At 36.6% G+C, this 18303-nt stretch carries 16 protein-coding genes; all 16 read right to left on the reverse strand.

Features of this window, described 5'->3' with window-relative positions:
* Positions 1-14: 14 nt before the first annotated feature.
* A complete protein-coding gene (mutS, locus tag JUJ52_RS04390; RefSeq protein WP_026680969.1) occupies positions 15-2606 on the reverse strand; it encodes a DNA mismatch repair protein MutS in 2592 nt (863 codons plus the stop codon).
* A 149-nt stretch (positions 2607-2755) separates the two neighbouring features.
* On the reverse strand, positions 2756-3322 hold the full coding sequence (locus JUJ52_RS04395) for an outer spore coat protein CotE (protein ID WP_026680968.1): 567 nt from the start codon (positions 3320-3322) through the stop codon (positions 2756-2758).
* A gap of 145 nt (positions 3323-3467) precedes the next feature.
* Entirely contained in the window at positions 3468-3896 is a 429-nt protein-coding gene (locus tag JUJ52_RS04400; protein ID WP_026680967.1) for a YlbF/YmcA family competence regulator, read from the reverse strand.
* 1 nt (position 3897) lies between these two features.
* Positions 3898-5466, reverse strand: coding sequence for a tRNA (N6-isopentenyl adenosine(37)-C2)-methylthiotransferase MiaB (miaB, locus tag JUJ52_RS04405; protein WP_121605201.1), 1569 nt, complete (start codon positions 5464-5466; stop codon positions 3898-3900).
* A gap of 727 nt (positions 5467-6193) precedes the next feature.
* Positions 6194-6454, reverse strand: coding sequence for a stage V sporulation protein S (locus tag JUJ52_RS04410; RefSeq protein WP_021291504.1), 261 nt, complete (start codon positions 6452-6454; stop codon positions 6194-6196).
* Positions 6455-6560: 106 nt separating this feature from the next.
* Positions 6561-7358: a TIGR00282 family metallophosphoesterase gene (locus JUJ52_RS04415; RefSeq protein WP_121605202.1), complete on the reverse strand. Its 798-nt coding sequence runs from the start codon at positions 7356-7358 to the stop codon at positions 6561-6563.
* Between the two features lie 141 nt (positions 7359-7499).
* A complete protein-coding gene (rny, locus tag JUJ52_RS04420) occupies positions 7500-9062 on the reverse strand; it encodes a ribonuclease Y (protein WP_026680965.1) in 1563 nt (520 codons plus the stop codon).
* Between the two features lie 463 nt (positions 9063-9525).
* Positions 9526-10563, reverse strand: coding sequence for a recombinase RecA (recA, locus tag JUJ52_RS04425; protein ID WP_121605203.1), 1038 nt, complete (start codon positions 10561-10563; stop codon positions 9526-9528).
* A 175-nt stretch (positions 10564-10738) separates the two neighbouring features.
* Positions 10739-11986: a competence/damage-inducible protein A gene (locus JUJ52_RS04430; protein ID WP_121605204.1), complete on the reverse strand. Its 1248-nt coding sequence runs from the start codon at positions 11984-11986 to the stop codon at positions 10739-10741.
* Entirely contained in the window at positions 11983-12561 is a 579-nt protein-coding gene (gene pgsA, locus JUJ52_RS04435) for a CDP-diacylglycerol--glycerol-3-phosphate 3-phosphatidyltransferase (RefSeq protein WP_026680962.1), read from the reverse strand. The genes JUJ52_RS04430 and pgsA overlap by 4 nt, the downstream gene beginning before the upstream one ends.
* A 73-nt stretch (positions 12562-12634) precedes the next feature.
* A complete protein-coding gene (locus JUJ52_RS04440; RefSeq protein WP_121605205.1) occupies positions 12635-13534 on the reverse strand; it encodes a helix-turn-helix domain-containing protein in 900 nt (299 codons plus the stop codon).
* A gap of 17 nt (positions 13535-13551) precedes the next feature.
* Positions 13552-14343, reverse strand: a complete 792-nt coding sequence (locus tag JUJ52_RS04445; RefSeq protein WP_026680960.1) for a YmfK family protein — start codon at positions 14341-14343, stop codon at positions 13552-13554.
* Positions 14344-14517: 174 nt separating this feature from the next.
* On the reverse strand, positions 14518-14778 hold the full coding sequence (locus JUJ52_RS04450) for a DUF3243 domain-containing protein (RefSeq protein WP_026680959.1): 261 nt from the start codon (positions 14776-14778) through the stop codon (positions 14518-14520).
* A gap of 105 nt (positions 14779-14883) precedes the next feature.
* A complete protein-coding gene (gene ymfI / locus JUJ52_RS04455; protein ID WP_121605207.1) occupies positions 14884-15597 on the reverse strand; it encodes an elongation factor P 5-aminopentanone reductase in 714 nt (237 codons plus the stop codon).
* A 5-nt stretch (positions 15598-15602) separates the two neighbouring features.
* A complete protein-coding gene (yfmH, locus tag JUJ52_RS04460) occupies positions 15603-16886 on the reverse strand; it encodes an EF-P 5-aminopentanol modification-associated protein YfmH (RefSeq protein WP_205388594.1) in 1284 nt (427 codons plus the stop codon).
* Positions 16879-18180: an EF-P 5-aminopentanol modification-associated protein YfmF gene (gene yfmF, locus JUJ52_RS04465; RefSeq protein ID WP_121605209.1), complete on the reverse strand. Its 1302-nt coding sequence runs from the start codon at positions 18178-18180 to the stop codon at positions 16879-16881. Before yfmF ends, yfmH begins: the two co-directional genes overlap by 8 nt.
* Positions 18181-18303: the final 123 nt, after the last annotated feature.

Below are 18303 nucleotides of genomic sequence, written 5' to 3' on the forward strand. Positions count from 1 at the left end.
CAATCCTTTCTACATTATTTTTTAATCATTTTCTGTAAGCGATATAATTCATTCATTGCATCCATCGGTGTCATGTCAAACAAATCGATTGCTTTTAATTCCTCTATAACTGGACTTTCCACTTTTGCCTTCGAACTACTGGCTTTATTTGGTGCTTCCGCTTCAGTAAATAGTGATAGCTGTCCAGTAGAATTTGTTTCTTGTGCGGAGGGCAACGAAGTAGGCTTTGCCCCTTTACCTTCTAATTCGTTTAATATTTCACTTGCCCGTTCAATTAACGGGTTTGGTAAATCTGCTAATTTAGCAACATGAATACCATAGCTTTCATCTGCGGCACCTTGTTTAATCTGATGCAGAAAGACAACATTTCCTTCGTATTCCTCAGCACGTACGTGAATATTTTTCAAATTTGCTAACGTGTTCTCTAATGCAGTCAGTTCGTGATAGTGCGTAGAAAATAGGGTTTTTGCATGAATATGGTTATGAATGTATTCGATAATCGCTTGTGCAAGTGCCATACCATCATACGTGCTTGTCCCACGACCAATTTCATCAAGTAAAATTAAACTTTTATCCGTAGCATTTGCGATTGCATGATTTGCTTCAAGCATTTCTACCATAAATGTACTTTGCCCTGCTACGAGATCATCAGCAGCGCCAATTCTAGTAAATATTTGATCAAATAATGTCAATTCAGCAGATTCACACGGTACAAAACAACCGATCTGCCCCATAATTACGGTTAATGCCAGCTGCCGCATATACGTACTCTTCCCTGACATATTCGGTCCCGTTATTAATAAGATATTATTTTCCTCATCAAGATCAATATTATTCGGAACAAACGAGCCTTCCTTCATGACCTGCTCGATCACGGGATGTCTACTTTGTCTAATCTGCAATTGGTGGTTCATTGCAAATGTAGGCCTCACATAGTTATTTGCTTCGCTTACCGTAGCAAATCCTTGAAGGACGTCAATATGACTGATGGCATCAGCCAAGCGCTGTAATTCCGGTATATATGCTTTCATCTGATCACGAATCTCTATAAATAGCTGATATTCCAGTTCTACACTTTTTTCTTCTGCTTCCAGGATTAGCTGCTCTTTTTCCTTTAATTCAGGGGTTATAAATCGTTCTGCATTTGTTAATGTTTGTTTTCTATGATATCTACCTTCAGGCAGTAAATGTAAATTTGCTTTTGTAACTTCAATATAATATCCAAATACACGATTATAACCAATTTTCAATGACTTAATATTTGTTTCCTGTTTCTCCTTTTGCTCTAATGCCGCAATCCATTGCTTGCCATTTCTAGAAGCATCCTTATACGTATCTAATTGTTGGTGATAACCATCCTTAATGATCCCTCCTTCTTTTACAGAAATCGGTGGATCATCTACTAAACTTTTATCTAATAAATCAACAATATGTGTAGGATAATAAAAGTTTTGTGCAAGCCTTTGAATCTCAGGCTGTGAAAATTGCTCTAAAAGAGCTTTAAGATGTGGTATTTTTTTCAATGATTCTCGTAATTGAATAAGATCTCTTGCGTTCACATTCCCGAATGCTATTCTTCCAGCGAGTCGTTCTAAATCGTATACGGATTTCAGTATTTCTCGCAAATCATCTCTTTCCATAAATTGCTGATACAAACCATCTACGATCTCTAAACGTTCTTCAATAAGCGTTCGATTCAATAACGGCCTTTCCAGCCATTTTTTTACCATCCGAGAGCCCATTGCTGTTACTGTCTTATCCAATACCCAGAGTAAGCTACCACGCTTTTCTTTTTTCATCATTGTTTCCGTAAGCTCTAGGTTGCGCTTTGAGTACATATCCAATGAGAGATAGTTATCTAATTCAATAAGTTCTGCTTGCTGCATGTGATCAAGCGAACGCTTTTGCGTGTGTTGAATATAATTTAACAATCTGCTAAAAGCATTTAAAAGCCGTTCATCATGAAGGTTATTACATAAATCACGATATTCCGCATTAAAGGTTACTTCATCTTGATAGGATAGCGTCACCTTTAACCTTTCACGCAATTGAGTTTGTAAATCCTCATCTAATTTAGAGGAAACTACAATTTCTCGAATTGGCTGGTTATACAATTCATGTATGACTCCACTCCAATCCGTTTCGAACAGTGCAATCCGATTCTCTCCAGTTGATAGATCACTATAAACAACAACATAGCTATTTTCAAAATGAGAAAGACTAGCAATGAAATTATTTTCCTTTTCATTTAGCATGTTTTTCTCCATGACTGTTCCGGGAGTTATTAATTGAATTACTTCTCGCTTTACAACTCCTTTAGCAACTTTCGGATCTTCTACTTGTTCACATATTGCAACCTTATATCCCTTTTCTACTAGAATTTTTATGTAATTTTCTGCTGAGTGGTATGGCACGCCGCACATCGGAATTGGATCATCACTATTCGAATCTCTTTTGGTTAGTGTAATCTCTAGCTCTCTTGCCGCTAATACAGCATCGTCAAAAAACATCTCATAAAAATCACCGAGTCGAAAGAAGAGAAATGCATCTTTATGTTCTGCTTTAATTCTTAAATATTGTTCCATCATTGGTGTTTGCTTTGCCATGTTTTATCCCCCAAAAAGCACAATTATTCTTTTGTCATTATAGCATACAATAGGTTTGCGATACGATAAATCTATTTGTATTTACATTCATGCCTAATTTAGCTATTTTACAAAAAAAATTACGAGGAATATAATCCCCCGTAATTTTTTTAATCCTTCTTATCAAGAAAATCTGGCTCTACACTATCTAATTCATCATCTGTTAATTCAAAATCCCAACTATCACTGTCATCATCATCAAATTTTTCACGCTTTGGATCAACTCTTACAGCAATTTTGGTATCACCAATTACCTGCACAATAAATTCCCTTTCAATTTCCACCACAATTTTATGCCCTTTATTCGCAATATTACACTCTAAACAATTTGGTTGCTGTACGACCTTAGCAATAACATCAAAGTCATCGTTTAGGCAATGATCATCCTTTACGGAAAGAGGAATAATATCGCAATACGTTACTCTTTCTGTTATTGCTTCTGTTTTCGTATTATCATTATACGAATACCAAATATTAATGTCATAGCTACCATTAACTTCAACAGTGTCTTCTGACTTTTTCTTAGCATTGTACAGGTGGTTAATTACCCAGCACCCCAAAATACTAGAAGGTCTATGTGATGGCGAAATGGAATGTGATGCTTGCGTGAATTTGCGACCTTTTCCACATACCGCTTTCGTAATGATCTCTCTATATTCTTTATCTAGAAAAGTCATAATTACCTTTACCTCCTCTTTTTTCATAGTCATTTTATGCAAGACAAATACCTAAAGTGCATAGCTATTTATGAAAAGGAGGAAAGTTATGTAGGAATTTTACATACGAAATCAGACAGGAAATCATTTCCCTGTCTGATTGTCATTAATGACTACAGCCAGATTTGTTTTTCAATTTCGACCCTGTTTCTCCTGCCAAAATATCGCCACCAGTTGACTGAATAACATTATTCGTAACTTCTCTGGCGATGGTTCCAGTTACGAGTTGTAATACATCGTTCACGACCACTTGTGTTTCTTTGAATTCTTGAACAACTGGTATCGCATCGATTTCAGCTTGAAAGATATCGATTTGCTCTTCAACTTTCTTTAATGCTTCCTTTTTATCATAAGCCTGTAAGTTGACAGCTTGCTTCTGTAGTGCCTTTATTTTTGTAATAAGCTGCTGCACTTTCTTATTCTCATTTATTTTAGCTTCTACTTGTTTAAAGCGATCTATTTCTGCTGTATTTGCAAGCATACTTGCTAATTTTTTTGCTTCCTCAAGTACCTGTTTACGAGTATATTCTGCCATGCTATTCCACCTCAACCATTTTTTCTACCATTATACCATTTAATGACCACGTTTTCGCTTCTGTTACTTTTACTTCAACTATCTTACCAATTGCAGATTTCGGTCCTTTAAAGTTCACTAGCTTGTTTTTCTCTGTATAGCCAGCGAGAACATTTGGATCTTTCTTACTTTCACCTTCAACAAGAACCTTAACAACCCTATCTTGGTATGTTTTCATTGAAGCAGCCGATTGTTTGTTAACAAGCTCATTTAAGCGATATAAACGTTGTTTTTTCACTTCCTCAGGTACATCATCTTTTTTACGTGCTGCAGGTGTGCCCTCTCTTGGTGAATAAATAAATGTGTAGGCAGCTTCAAAGCCAACCTCTTCCACTAAACTCATCGTTTCTTCAAATTGTTCCTCTGTCTCATTTGGGAAGCCAACTATGATATCAGTTGTTAATGTAGCATTTGGCATTGCTTCTCGAATCTTACGAACAAGCTCCAAGTAAGATTCTCTTGTGTATTTTCGATTCATTTTTTTCAATATTTCACTGCTTCCTGATTGAACAGGCAGATGAATATGATCAAGCAGATTTCCACCTTGAGCAAGTACTTCGATTAATCGATCATCAAAATCTCTAGGGTGTGATGTCGTAAATCGAACTCTCGGTATGTCAATACGATGAAGATCATCCATTAAGTCTCCAAGCCCATAAGTAATATCATCAAAATCCTTTCCATAGGCATTTACATTTTGACCTAATAACGTAACTTCTTGATATCCTTGAGCAGCCAAATGACGAACCTCTTGAATAATATCCTCAGGCCTTCGACTTCGCTCCTTTCCGCGTGTCATTGGAACAATACAATACGTACAAAACTTGTCACAGCCATACATAATGTTAACCCATGCTTTAATTTTACCTTTTCTGGCCTTCGGAAGATTTTCAATAACATCTCCTTCTTTAGACCATACTTCTACAATCTTTTCTTTGCCAAACATGGCTTCTTTCACAAGGTGTGGTAGGCGATGAATATTATGCGTACCAAATATTAAGTCTACGTGCTGGTGTTTCTTTAAAATTCGGTTTACCACTGACTCCTCTTGAGACATACAACCACATACTCCAAGTATGAGATCTGGCTTTTCTAATTTTAATGGCTTCAAATGACCGATTTCACCGAACACTTTGTTTTCTGCATTTTCTCTTATTGCGCAAGTGTTAAGAAGTATAATATCCGCTTCATTTGTATCCGAAGTGGATTCATACCCCATTTCCGTTAAAATTCCAGCCATCACTTCTGTATCATGTTCATTCATTTGACAACCGTATGTACGTATTAAAAACTTCTTTCCTTCACCAATTTTCTCCATGTCTTCTGGGATAGCAAAATCATAATGAACATTAATCTTGTCCCGGCCACGTTTTCGTGCCTTATTTAGGTTAGGTGGTTCATAGGTAGTTTCAAAGTATTTTGCAAAATCAGCACTTGTTTTTTCACTTAACGGTTTATCCTGTCCGGATTTTCTGTCCGCGGCATCCAGCTGTTTAATTTGCGCTTGTTGTTTACGCTGTTCTTCGTTCATCTTTATGCTCCTCTCTATCATTCAATCATCGCAAATAAGTCCAATTATTATAGTATAATGCTTCGCACTTATTTTAACAATATCTATCCGTTTCCCGCCACTAAAAACTTCTTTCTGACAGTGAAAGATTACGAAATATGTCACTCTTTTATAGCATAGTCAAATCAAATAAAATGAAACTTCAATCAGTGGAGGTGATTTGTTCATCACTTAGTACCACAAGGGTATGACCTTAAGGACTTTGAACCAATCGGACATTTACTGGCAAACGGTCCCCCACTTACATAATGGTTTCACTTTATTCTTTGAAGTAGGATATTACTGCCAGTTATATATGAGCTAAATATGAAATCACATGAATCAAATTTCATCATGCCAAGCAGAAATGATCTGCTTGCTATTAATGGGACACAGTTGGTACCCTTCTCTCGTTCTATCTAATCTTCTTGAAAGAAAAAGTAAAACAGAACAAAAGTGAAAGCACCCGATTAGAAGCGTAGCGGCTGGAGCGAGCCGACGGAGATAAAAGAATCACGATTGAGCTTGCAAGTCGATGATGACTTAGATTAGGACGATTCGTGAAGTAGCCTCGTTTCTGGGCGCTGGAGCTCAACATTCCCATAGTTATCCACATGGGCAAACTTTATAATTTCCTATAATTTTCTAGACAATAAAAAAGTGCTACGCTTTACGTAACACTCTAATCTTCGTAATTCAGCTTATCATGCTAACGAGGTTCTACGATTAATTTAATTGCTGTACGTTCTTCATCATCAATTAAAATATCAGTAAATGCCGGAATACAGATGAGGTCAACTCCACTTGGTGCAACAAATCCTCTAGCAATTGCTACTGCCTTTACAGCTTGATTTAATGCACCAGCGCCTATCGCTTGAATTTCTGCTGAGCCGCGTTCTCTTAAAACATTCGCAAGTGCACCTGCTACTGAATTGGGATTTGATTTTGCTGACACCTTTAATACTTCCATTACTAGTACCTCCTTCATTAACTATTATAGTTCTATTGCTACTATATTCCTGGAGATGTTAGCTTATTACCCTATTATGCATTAATAATTCGAAACATTCAAATAATCAATAAATAAACGGATGATCATCATTTATTAGAATGCGCTCCACCTTTGTTGCTTTCCCACTTTTATCATCAATCGTAACGAAAAAACCATTTAACTGACTTCTTCCCTTTTTTGTAATTTCAAAACGTACAGGCATGGAAGTTAAAAACCGTTGGATCACCGCTTCTTTCTCTACGCCTAATATTCCATCATACGGGCCCGTCATCCCTACATCGGATATATATGCAGTACCACCAGGCAATATGCGTTCATCAGCGGTTTGTGTATGCGTATGAGTACCAACGACTGCACTAGCACGACCGTCTACATACCATCCTAATGCCTGTTTTTCACTAGTTGCTTCGCCATGAAAATCTATAAAAATTATATTTGTTCGTTTTTTAGCTTCCTCTATTAATTGATCTGCTTTAGTAAACGGATCATCACTAGGTGGAAGGAATGTCCTTCCTTGTAAATTCATAACAGCGACTTCAATTCCATTAATATTTACATAAATAATTCCTTTTCCAGGATTATTTTCCGGAAAGTTCGCTGGACGGATCATATTCTTAGCATCGTCTATAAAATCATATATTTCCCGCTTATCCCATGTATGGTTTCCCATTGTAACAACTTGGGCTCCCCACTCCAGAAATTGTTTATAAATTTTTTCAGTTATTCCTTTACCTGATGCTGCATTTTCCCCATTAACAATAGTAAGATTTGGTCGATATTTCTCTTTTAACTTAGGCAAATATTCCTGTACCATATTTCTACCTGGAGAGCCAACGATATCTCCAATAAATAAAATTTTCATTAATCTTATCATCCTATCCTTTTGATTACTTTAAGTCTTTCATACCGTGTTTATCTTGTCAAAATTTCTAGTCATTATGTAAGGAAAAATATGCAGTCATCCTTAAAATACGCAAAATAAAAAGCGGTCTATGACCACTTTTTATTTTGCATATTCAACAGCTCTCGTTTCCCTGATTACCGTTACTTTAATATGACCTGGGTAATCAAGTTCTCCTTCAATTCGCTTGCGGATGTCCCGTGCGATTCGAACGGATTCTACATCATCGATTTCATCAGGCTTTACCATAATGCGAATTTCTCTTCCCGCCTGAATAGCAAATGATTTTTCCACTCCAGTGAACGATTCAGAAATCTCTTCTAATTTCTCTAATCGCTTAATATAATTTTCCAACGTTTCACTTCTAGCACCAGGTCTTGCTGCAGATAGCGCGTCCGCTGCAGCAACCAATACTGAGATAATGGAAGTAGGCTCTTCATCGCCATGGTGAGAAGCTATCGAATTAATGACAACCTCATGTTCCTTATATTTCATTGCAAGTTCTTTACCAATTTCGACGTGACTTCCTTCCACTTCATGATCTATTGCTTTACCAATATCATGGAGTAGTCCCGCTCTTCTTGCCAATGTTTCATCTTCACCTAGTTCAGCAGCAAGCAATCCAGAAAGGTATGCAACCTCAGTTGAATGCTTCAATACATTTTGTCCATAGCTTGTACGATATTTTAATCTACCAAGAATCTTTATTAAGTCTGGATGTAAGCCATGCACACCTACTTCAAACGTTGTTTCTTCACCAATCTCACGTATATATTCATCTACGTCGCGTCTCGCCTTATCTACCATTTCCTCTATTCGTGCTGGATGGATTCTTCCATCTTGTACGAGTTTTTCTAAAGCGAGGCGAGCTGTTTCTCTTCTAATCGGATCAAATCCAGATAAAATTACTGCTTCTGGAGTATCATCAATAATTAAATCAATACCTGTCAGCGTTTCTAGCGTACGAATATTCCGCCCTTCACGACCAATAATTCGTCCTTTCATTTCATCATTAGGAAGGTTAACAACTGAGACGGTTGTTTCAGCAACGTGGTCAGCAGCACAGCGTTGTAAAGCTAACGATAGGATGCTTTTGGCTTTTTTATCTGCTTCTTCTTTTGCGCGATTCTCAGCCTCTTTTATTAATAATGCTGATTCATGCGCAACTTCTTGTTCGATTCTTTCAAGAATAATTTGTCTAGCCTGGTCTGTTGTATATCCTGAAATGCGTTCAAGCTCGGTTTGCTGCTCTTGTAATGTAGCTTCCACTTTGCTTTCCATTTCTTCAATTTGTTGTTGTTTTTCTGTTAACGACTGTTCTTTCCTCTCTAACATAAGCTCACGCTTGTCTAGTGTTTCACTTTTTCTGTCCAGATTTTCTTCTTTTTGCATCAGACGATTTTCTTGCTTTTGTACTTCGTTACGTCGTTCACGAAGTTCATCTTCGGTCTGTTGGCGAAGTTTATGATTTTCATCCTTCGCTTCAAGAAGCGCCTCTTTTTTGGAGGCATCTGCATTCCGATGCGCCTCATCAACGATTTGTTTAGCTAATGTTTCAGCACTAGAAATTTTAGCTTCAGCAATAGATTTACGAATCAGATAACCAACAACAATACCGACGATTAGGATTCCAAGCAAAATGGAGATGAGTAAAAGACTGTCCATGATTTCACCTCCTATTGCTATAAAGTTGTACAATTAAATTATTGTCGGCATGTAGCATTTTCAATGCGTGAAAACAATAAAATATATCATTGAAATGATAAATCTATACAGTATTAATTTTAATTGTGTAGAATGCGAATGTCAAGGAAACGTCACAAGTTGTCGCTATTACTTGTGTAAATAATGGAAATATACTTACTTTAGTTAAGAGATAGTAATATTTTTGTTAATAAGTGCTTTAGACAAACATAACTTCTCACTCAAAATACAAACAATTATTTTATCACTATGGGAATATAATCATCGCAACCTGAAATATATCCGTTTCCGCGGGAGTCTCGCTTATTTTAGGTGCTAAATTATTAATTCTAATCAAAAAAACGAACTATAATCAACTTTAACTAATTATAGCTCGTTTTGATTGTTTCTTATTTACTTTTATCCCAGACTTTTTAATTATTGACTAGACATCTAAACTTTCCTGACCGGCTTCTTCTACTTCTTCCTTTGGCTGATCATCAAGATTATAATGACTGCGAATAGCCTCATGAATTTCCGTCATCACATTCGTATTTTCTTTTAGGAACTGCTTCGCATTCTCTCGACCTTGACCAAGTCTTTCTTCATTATAAGAATACCAAGCACCGCTCTTAAGGACAATATCCAAATCTGATCCAATATCCAATATTTCTCCTTCTTTGGATATACCTTCTCCATACATAATATCTACTTCGGCTTGTTTAAATGGCGGTGCTACTTTATTTTTCACTACCTTAATTCTTGCCTTATTTCCTACCATATCATTGCCTTGTTTTAATGACTCTGCACGACGTACTTCTAATCTAACAGAGGAGTAGAATTTAAGTGCTCTTCCACCAGGTGTTGTTTCAGGATTACCAAACATGACGCCGACCTTTTCACGGATTTGGTTAATAAAAATGGCTGTTGTTTTTGATTTATTAATTGCACCAGAAAGCTTCCTTAAAGCCTGTGACATTAAACGAGCCTGAAGACCAACATGAGAGTCTCCCATTTCACCTTCTATTTCGGCTTTAGGAACTAACGCTGCAACAGAATCGACTACAATAATATCAACGGCACCACTACGAACTAACGCTTCGGCGATTTCTAATGCTTGCTCTCCTGTATCAGGCTGTGAAAGGAGTAATTCTTCAATATTCACTCCTAAAGCACGGGCATAAGTAGGGTCTAATGCGTGTTCTGCATCGATAAACGCAGCTTGTCCACCTTGACGCTGTGCTTCGGCAATAGCATGCAAAGCTACAGTTGTTTTACCAGAGGATTCTGGACCATAAATTTCAACTACTCTCCCTCTCGGATAACCTCCAATACCTAAGGCAACATCTAATGCTAGTGAACCACTCGGTATGGTAGCAATTTTTTGTTCAGCTTGTTCTCCAAGTTTCATAATGGAACCTTTACCGAATTGTTTCTCTATTTGTCTTAACGCCATATCTAAAGCTTGTTTTCTATCACTCAAAGCGTCGTCCTCCTTTAATAATCTACTTACATCATACATGGTTTTCGACCTTTTGCCAAGCAAAAAACGAATAAATGTTCCCTTTTTTAGAGGGGAATAACAAAAGGAAAAAGAATTATAGAATAGATTTCCGCGTAACTATGTAATTATCCATTCAATTATTCTGCTAACTTTATCATTTTAAATGATTGTACAAAAGCTCTAAACCTTTCTGAACAGTTCTTCTTCTTATCGTATCTCGATCTCCTTGAAATTGACATTTCTCTCTTATCGTATGTCCAGCTTGATCATATATAGCAATATATACTGTACCAACAGACTTTCCTTCTGTTTCTGAAGGTCCAGCAACTCCAGTAAACCCAATACCGATGGATGCATTGAGTTTCGTTGCTGCGTTTTTTGCCATTGCTAAAGCACATTCCTTACTAATAGCACCATATTCCTCAATCACCTGAGGTGGTACGCCTAAAACATTTTGTTTTACCTCGTTATTATATGAAACAATGCCTCCACGAAACACGTCAGAAACACCAGGAACAGATGAAAGCTTTCCGGAGAATAGTCCTCCTGTTAGACTTTCAGCAGTTGCTAGTTGTTTGCTATCTTTCCTTAGCAGTTCTACAATTTCCCCTTCTAGCGTGGCTTGATTGACTCCATAAAAATAGTGACCTACTAAATTTAAAATTTTTGATTTGGTTTTATCTAGTAATTCATCTACTTGTTGCTCTGATTCTCCATTAGCTGTTAACCGAATCACGATCCCATCATCCTGGGCTAACGGTGCAATAGTCGGATTTGTCTGGGCTTGAATCATGTCCCGCAGTTCATGTTCTAGCTTGGACTCACCTATTCCTATAAATTTTAATACGACAGATTTTATGATTTCATGCTGACTAACCATTTGCTGAATCGTTGGGAATACATGCTCGATAGCAAGTGATTTCATTTCCCTGGGAACACCAGGTAAAAATATCCATTTCCGACCTTCAAATGTTACCATCATCCCTGGAGCCATCCCTACACTGTTTTTCCAAACATCTGCTGTTTCAAAAACACGAGCCTGCTTTCGATTATTCGGGGTCATCTCAACGTCTTGCTTATGAAAATATGCTTGTATTTTATCCATGGAAGGCTTGTGTTCCACCATCGATAAATTCGATAATGCTTGAAAAGCCTCTCTTGTTAAGTCATCTTCTGTTGGCCCTAACCCACCAGTTACTAAAATAATATCGGATCGCAGATGTGCTTGTCTAAATGCCTCTTCGACGCGGCGTAGGTTATCACCGACGACAACATGGTTATATATGTTAACTCCATACTGAGCAAGTTGCTGCGATAGCCATTGCGCATTCGTATTTGCAATCTGACCGAGCAGTAATTCTGTTCCTACAGCAATAATCTCAGCTTTCACTTTTTTGGTCATTTTGAATCCCTCATTACATGCCAGTTTTTCATGAAATAATCAACCCCAGATAAAATAGTAAAGAACAGGCTAATATACAGCATCCATTGTCCAAATGGAAATCCTATATAGGCAAACGGAAAATTATGCAGTAGTAATACTGCTATAGCAATCATCTGCGTTGCCGTTTTCAATTTACCCATACTCCCAGCTGCTAAAACAATTCCTTCACCAGCAGCAACAAGTCTAAGACCTGTGACTGCAAATTCTCTACTGATAATAATGATAACTACCCATGCTGGAGCTACCCCCATTTCTACCAGTATGATTAATGCTGCTGAAACAAGTAACTTATCTGCAAGCGGATCTAAAAACTTACCTAAATTTGTTACCAAATTGTATTTTCTTGCATAGTGGCCGTCAATCCAATCAGTAGCGGCGGCGACAATAAATAATAATCCAGCAACAAAATGAGTCAGAGGTAATTGAGCTTCACCAATGTCCCACGATCCCCAATCAAATGGCACACTCATTAAAATAATAAAAACTGGTATTAAAAGTATTCGAGATAACGTTATTTTATTTGGTACATTCATTTATACATCCTCCTCGTGTAAGCATCTATAAATTAAAACCCTTCCCAACAAGTTGAAAGGAAGGGCTTATCAGTTATTCAGCTTCTTGATTTAATTCTATCCATATATTTTGTCTTACGGTTTGTGGGTCAACTGGATATTCCATTTCCACTCCATTAATGGTAATCGTAAGTACAGATGCATTACCGATTTTGAAGAACACACGATCTTTCCCTGTAAGCTTCAGTTCTAAAGGTGATTTTTCCTCATTAAACATAGCCTCTTCAAAGAACGTTTCCCCATCTTCCGTTTTAACACCAAGCCATGTATCCCCTTCAGCTTCAAGAGTTGCCTCCACTTCCTCACCAGAATAATTGAAGGCAACAATCGATTCCGGAGTACTTCCTTCACCTTTCTCTATGACAGAAAAAGCTGCTTCTGATTCATCATTTTTATCGTTCTGAGCTTCATCACTTTCATCAGTTTTATTTTCTTCATCACTCTTTGTATCTTCTTCTGCTGGTTGTTTTGAACGTTTATCATCATTAATCACAACACTATCGTCTTCTTTCACTTCTTCATTATTAGCATTTCCCGACATATTTTGATTAATAAAGATCAAGGCAACTACGATAATACCAATAATTAGTAACACGACGATGATCGTAGGGAAGATCGAAAAGCTTGAAGGAGTCTTTTCGGCATTCGTCTCCTTACGAGTCCGTTGAATCCTACTTAGCTGCTCTCCATCAGGTTCTTCCGTTTTCGGTACTTCTTCTTTAAATTCTTCCATCAATTCATCCGGATCAAGTCCTACTGCATTTGCATATTCCTTAATAAATGCTCTTGCATAGAATTTTCCTGGTAGAATATGTAAATTACCTTCTTCTATGGCAAGTAAATACCTTTTTTGAATCTTTGTTGTTTCCTGCAAACTTTCTAATGAGAGGTTCTTTGCCTCCCTTGCTTCCTTTAGCCTTGCTCCAATTTCCATTTCAAACACCATCCATTTTAAAAATCGAACGTAGAGAATCCATCTTCTTGACTAAATTGTTGTCTTTCAATAGGTTCATACGTAATTTCTTCATTCTCATAACTTCTTAGTTCAATAATGTAATCAAAGTCATCCATTTTATACTCTGTTGATTGTACAAATATATCCGGATGTTCAACTACCTTTATAGCAGGTAGCTGCATAACCTCTCGAATTAGCTGCCAGTGCTTTTCATTAGCACGTCTTGTCGAAACCATTCCATCAATGATATAAATGTTATCTGGGTTGTATTCTCCCTCGATTAATTGACTACGAACTGTCTGCTTCAATAACGTACTGGATACAAACAGCCATCGCTTATTTGCACAAACACTAGCTGCTACAACTGACTCCGTCTTGCCAACTCTTGGCATTCCGCGAATCCCAATTAATTTATGACCTTCTTTTTTATATAACTCCGCCATAAAATCAACCAATAGCCCTAGGTCATCACGGACAAATCGAATGGTCTTACGATCGTCAACATCTCTATGTATATATCTTCCATGTCGCACTGCCATTTTATCTCTGAGTTTAGGCTTTCGAAGTTTAGTAACGTTGATCATGTCCATTGTTTCTAAAATTGATTTTAGGCGTGTTATATTTTCATCAAATTGCGACAATAATAGCATACCTCTACGTGCATTTTCCACACCATTAATTGTAATAATATTTATGGATAACATACCTAATAACGACGAAATATCACCAAGTAAACCAGGTCGGTTAATTTGAATTTCATATTCAAGATACCATTCTGTCTTCTCCATAAAAAGCTCCTTTAAGTGACAACTTTTTTACAGACCTTCTTCAATTTAATTTTAACGATATAACTATATAATAAAGGATTTTACTCCAAGTGAAAAGAGATTATCATAAGAAATAAAAAAAAGAAGCTGTTTATTTAAAAATAAACAACTTCGTAAATGAATACAAAATAGTCCCTATTTTGTATTGCCTTGATTTTGCACAAATTTCACCATTGTATTTGCAATAGCTTGTTGCTCATCCTCTGAAGCGGCATTCCATAAATCACGTAAAATTGCCTCTTCATTATTCTTTGCGTCGACATTTTGTGCAAGATAGTCGCCGACCTCTTGTGCCATATTTTGTATCGTTTGTTCACTCATCCCTTGCTCTTGTGCTTGATTAAGCTTATTTGCAAGGAAACTTTTCCACGAATCAAAGTTATCAAGAACTGACATACTTTCTCCTCCTTCAATATTTTTACATGCATAGTATTTGAATTATTTCCTTGTTTATACATGCATGAAGGAACAAAAGTGAACATATCAAAACTGTTGGCTAGATTACCAGCCACCGGTAACATTGATTATTTCTCCTTGAATATAGCTACTATTCCCGGAAAGTAAAAAACTAGTCATATGTGCAATTTCTTCTGGCTTCCCAGCTCGATTTAGCGGAATATCAGCTATAATTTCTGCTTTCTCTTCATCTAAAAGATGTTGGTTCATTTTGGTTTCGATATAGCCCGGACTAATTGCATTTACCGAAACGCCCGACGGTCCCACTTCTTTAGCTAAGGCCTTTACAAAGCTATTTTGTGCACCTTTTACAGATGAATAAATGACTTCATTACTGGCACCTTGTTCACCCCAAATAGATGTAATAAAAATAACTTGCCCGCCTGTATGAATCATGGACGGTAATAATTCTTTTACGATCATCCAAGGCGATTTTATGTGAAGCTGGAGCATCTCATCCATTACATCTTCGGGTGTATCTTGAAACAAACCAAAGTGTGCTTTGCCACTTGCAAAAACAACTGCATCAATAGGGAAAACGAGCTGCTTAACAAAGGCCTTGCAAGCAGTTGCATTACTTAAATCTGCTTGTAGCATAGAAAGAATTTTTTCCGGTTCGATACTTTTACGGAAAGCTTCAAGTGCCTGTTTGTTATGATTGTAATGAAGAATAAGCTGATAATTTTGCTCTGCCAATTGTTTAGCAATTGCCACACCAATATCGCCACTCGCACCAACGATTAAAACATTCTTCCCCATTGTATTTACTCCGCAGCGATTGTACAAACAGATAAACGCTCTTCACTAATCCAGTTCTGCATAAATTGCTGAGCATCTTCGAATGTTAAAGCTCTCACTGTTGATAATATGGAGAAAAAGTCCAAATCCAAAATATGGTAATGTGTATATAAATTAGCCATTGTCTCTAAGTTATTCATACTCCGGAGCAACTTTCCAATTTTTTTTCTTTTTATCCGTTCGAATGTTTCGCTAGTAAGCTTTGCGTTCGTTATCCGAAGTAACATTTCTTTTAATGTATCAGCAAATTCAGTAGGCCGCTCACTATTACTACCTATTAAAGTATAACCAAAGTTGCGATCTAAATTCGTCTCAAAAAAGAAGCTATCATCAATTAACTGCTCTTCATATAATAGCTGATAAAATTCGCCACCCTTAGAAAAATAATGGTCCAATATCATGCCTTGTAGCAGATCCTTTTTCAGAAATGCTTCATTTGAAATGTCTAGGTTTGCTTCTTTGATACCAACTGTACATTTAGTAATGGAAACAGGCATTGTTATTTTTTTCTCTTTTGTCGCAACTTCTTGAGGTTCTACTGGGAAATTCCTACGTAACTCTTTCATTTCCTTAAAATCTTTGCGGTTTTGATTTCGTTCAACTAGCTGCATCATTTGATTGGGATCAAAATTTCCAGTAATAAACAACGTCATATTCTCCGGATGATAAAACGTGTTATAGCATGTATATAGATCATCTTTTGTAATCTTATTAATCGATTCCACCGTACCTGCAATATCCACGTTAACTGGATGGTGCTTAAACATTGCTTTTATTGTACCCATAAAAGATTGCCAATCGGGCTGGTCATCATACATGTTTATTTCTTGTGCAATAATTCCCTTTTCCTTTTCCACTGATTGTTCTGTAAAATATGGATCTTGAACAAAGTCGATCAATGTTTCTACATTCTTCTCAATTTGATCGGTGGCTGTAAATAAATAGGCAGTTTTCGTAAACGATGTATAAGCATTGGCGGATGCACCTTGTTTGGAGAAGTCAGCAAATACATCACCCTTCTCACTTTCGAATAGTTTATGTTCTAAAAAGTGGGCAACTCCTTCTGGAACAGTTACGAGTTCGTCCTTACCGATAGGAACAAATTCTAAATCAATCGAACCATAATTTGTCGTAAATAATCCATGAGTCTTTGCCATTTCTGTTTTCGGCAACAAGATAACATCCAAGCCATTTTCCAATTTTTTTGTGTAAATCGTTTCACCGATCTCTTCATACGTATGCTTATTCATTAGAATCTCCTTTCTCTGCTGTTAATAAATAGAGAGTATCTTCTTCAAGCTTGTTCGCAACAGCAACGACTTCCTCTTTCGTTACGCGCTTAATCTGTTCAATAAACGCTAGAGGTTCAACTTTTTTATTAGATAAAACTTGCTGATACAAAAATTCTATGGTTCCTTGAGGGTGATCTAATGTTTCTAGTAACTGATTGGATATTAACGCTTTTGTTTCATCTAATTCATTTTCTGTAAAGTCACCCTGCTTCATTGCAGTCATCTGCTCTCTTATGATATCTCTTGCTTTTTCAAAATCATCTGGTGCAATACCACTAAATACGAGTAATAGACCTTTATGACTTTCCATTCTAGATGCAGCATAGTAAGCTAAACTATTTTTTTCTCTGACATTTATAAATAATTTAGAGCTAGGAAAACCTCCGAATAAGCCATTAAATACATGTAATGCATAATAGGCATCATCTTGAAATGTAATATTTGTTCGATAACCGATATGCAGTTTAGCCTGTTGAATTTTATCTGTTTCAATAACTTCTCTAGGCTTGGTTTTCTCAACAGAAGCCGGCTTCGGGTTTTTGGTAATTTGCATTCTTTCTGCTTCAAGATCGTCTCGATGAAATACAGCGGATAATTTTCTCTCCATAACCGCTTCGTCCAAATCACCTTGTATATAGAGATCAATACTATCTTCCTTAAGCATCTGTTGATAGTAAGTAAATAAATTCTGTTCATTAAGTTTATTAAGATCTTCCTCGTAACCATGTACATGTAATTGATATGGTTCGCCATTACACATTTCATCAATTAACCGCATATTAGCATAACTCATTTTGTCATCTTTTAATGCATTGATTTTTTGTCTTAATGTTTCTTTTTCTCTGTTAAAAATGGCTTGTTCAAATTGTTGATTTGTTACATTCGGATCAAATAATATTTCGTGCAATAAATTAATTCCTTCATCAAGAATCGTCGTTGTATCCTCGAGAAATTTCTGATTCGCTATTTCAAGACGTAGACTAATAATATGATTTTCTCCTTTTTTAGCACCATCGATGGAAATAGAAGCACCATAGAGATCATCTAATTTCATTTGTAGCTTTTGCTTAGAAGGGTACTTTTTGGTTCCTTGCTTTAAAATGTAAGGAATTAAAGCTCTTTTTGTTATCGTGTCCCTGCTTAAAGGAGCTTTTAATTTCAATACCAATGTAATTGTCTTATATTTTTTATTTGGAATAAAATGAAGATGTAGTCCGTTTACATCTTTCGTTGTTTCTAAAATTTCGCGCATAAACATCCTCCTGAATTTCTCTAAGATTTATCAACTTTATTCTTCACATATTTTCCATTTGTCATCCATTATAAAACAAAAAAAACCGGGTTGCGACTATAAGACGCAATCCGATTGAAATAG

This window comes from Virgibacillus sp. AGTR (genome assembly GCF_016919725.2).
Classification (GTDB): Bacteria; Bacillota; Bacilli; order Bacillales; family Amphibacillaceae; genus Virgibacillus; species Virgibacillus salarius.

Coding starts and splice junctions, on each gene's coding strand:
- mutS (WP_026680969.1), bottom strand. CDS start 2,606: ATGGCAAAGCAAACACCAATGATGGAACAATATTTAAGAATTAAAGCA.
- JUJ52_RS04395 (WP_026680968.1), bottom strand. CDS start 3,322: ATGACTTTTCTAGATAAAGAATATAGAGAGATCATTACGAAAGCGGTA.
- JUJ52_RS04400 (WP_026680967.1), bottom strand. CDS start 3,896: ATGGCAGAATATACTCGTAAACAGGTACTTGAGGAAGCAAAAAAATTA.
- miaB (WP_121605201.1), bottom strand. CDS start 5,466: ATGAACGAAGAACAGCGTAAACAACAAGCGCAAATTAAACAGCTGGAT.
- JUJ52_RS04410 (WP_021291504.1), bottom strand. CDS start 6,454: ATGGAAGTATTAAAGGTGTCAGCAAAATCAAATCCCAATTCAGTAGCA.
- JUJ52_RS04415 (WP_121605202.1), bottom strand. CDS start 7,358: ATGAAAATTTTATTTATTGGAGATATCGTTGGCTCTCCAGGTAGAAAT.
- rny (WP_026680965.1), bottom strand. CDS start 9,062: ATGGACAGTCTTTTACTCATCTCCATTTTGCTTGGAATCCTAATCGTC.
- JUJ52_RS04430 (WP_121605204.1), bottom strand. CDS start 11,986: ATGACCAAAAAAGTGAAAGCTGAGATTATTGCTGTAGGAACAGAATTA.
- pgsA (WP_026680962.1), bottom strand. CDS start 12,561: ATGAATGTACCAAATAAAATAACGTTATCTCGAATACTTTTAATACCA.
- JUJ52_RS04440 (WP_121605205.1), bottom strand. CDS start 13,534: ATGGAAATTGGAGCAAGGCTAAAGGAAGCAAGGGAGGCAAAGAACCTC.
- JUJ52_RS04445 (WP_026680960.1), bottom strand. CDS start 14,343: ATGGAGAAGACAGAATGGTATCTTGAATATGAAATTCAAATTAACCGA.
- JUJ52_RS04450 (WP_026680959.1), bottom strand. CDS start 14,778: ATGTCAGTTCTTGATAACTTTGATTCGTGGAAAAGTTTCCTTGCAAAT.
- ymfI (WP_121605207.1), bottom strand. CDS start 15,597: ATGGGGAAGAATGTTTTAATCGTTGGTGCGAGTGGCGATATTGGTGTG.
- yfmH (WP_205388594.1), bottom strand. CDS start 16,886: ATGAATAAGCATACGTATGAAGAGATCGGTGAAACGATTTACACAAAA.
- yfmF (WP_121605209.1), bottom strand. CDS start 18,180: ATGCGCGAAATTTTAGAAACAACGAAAGATGTAAACGGACTACATCTT.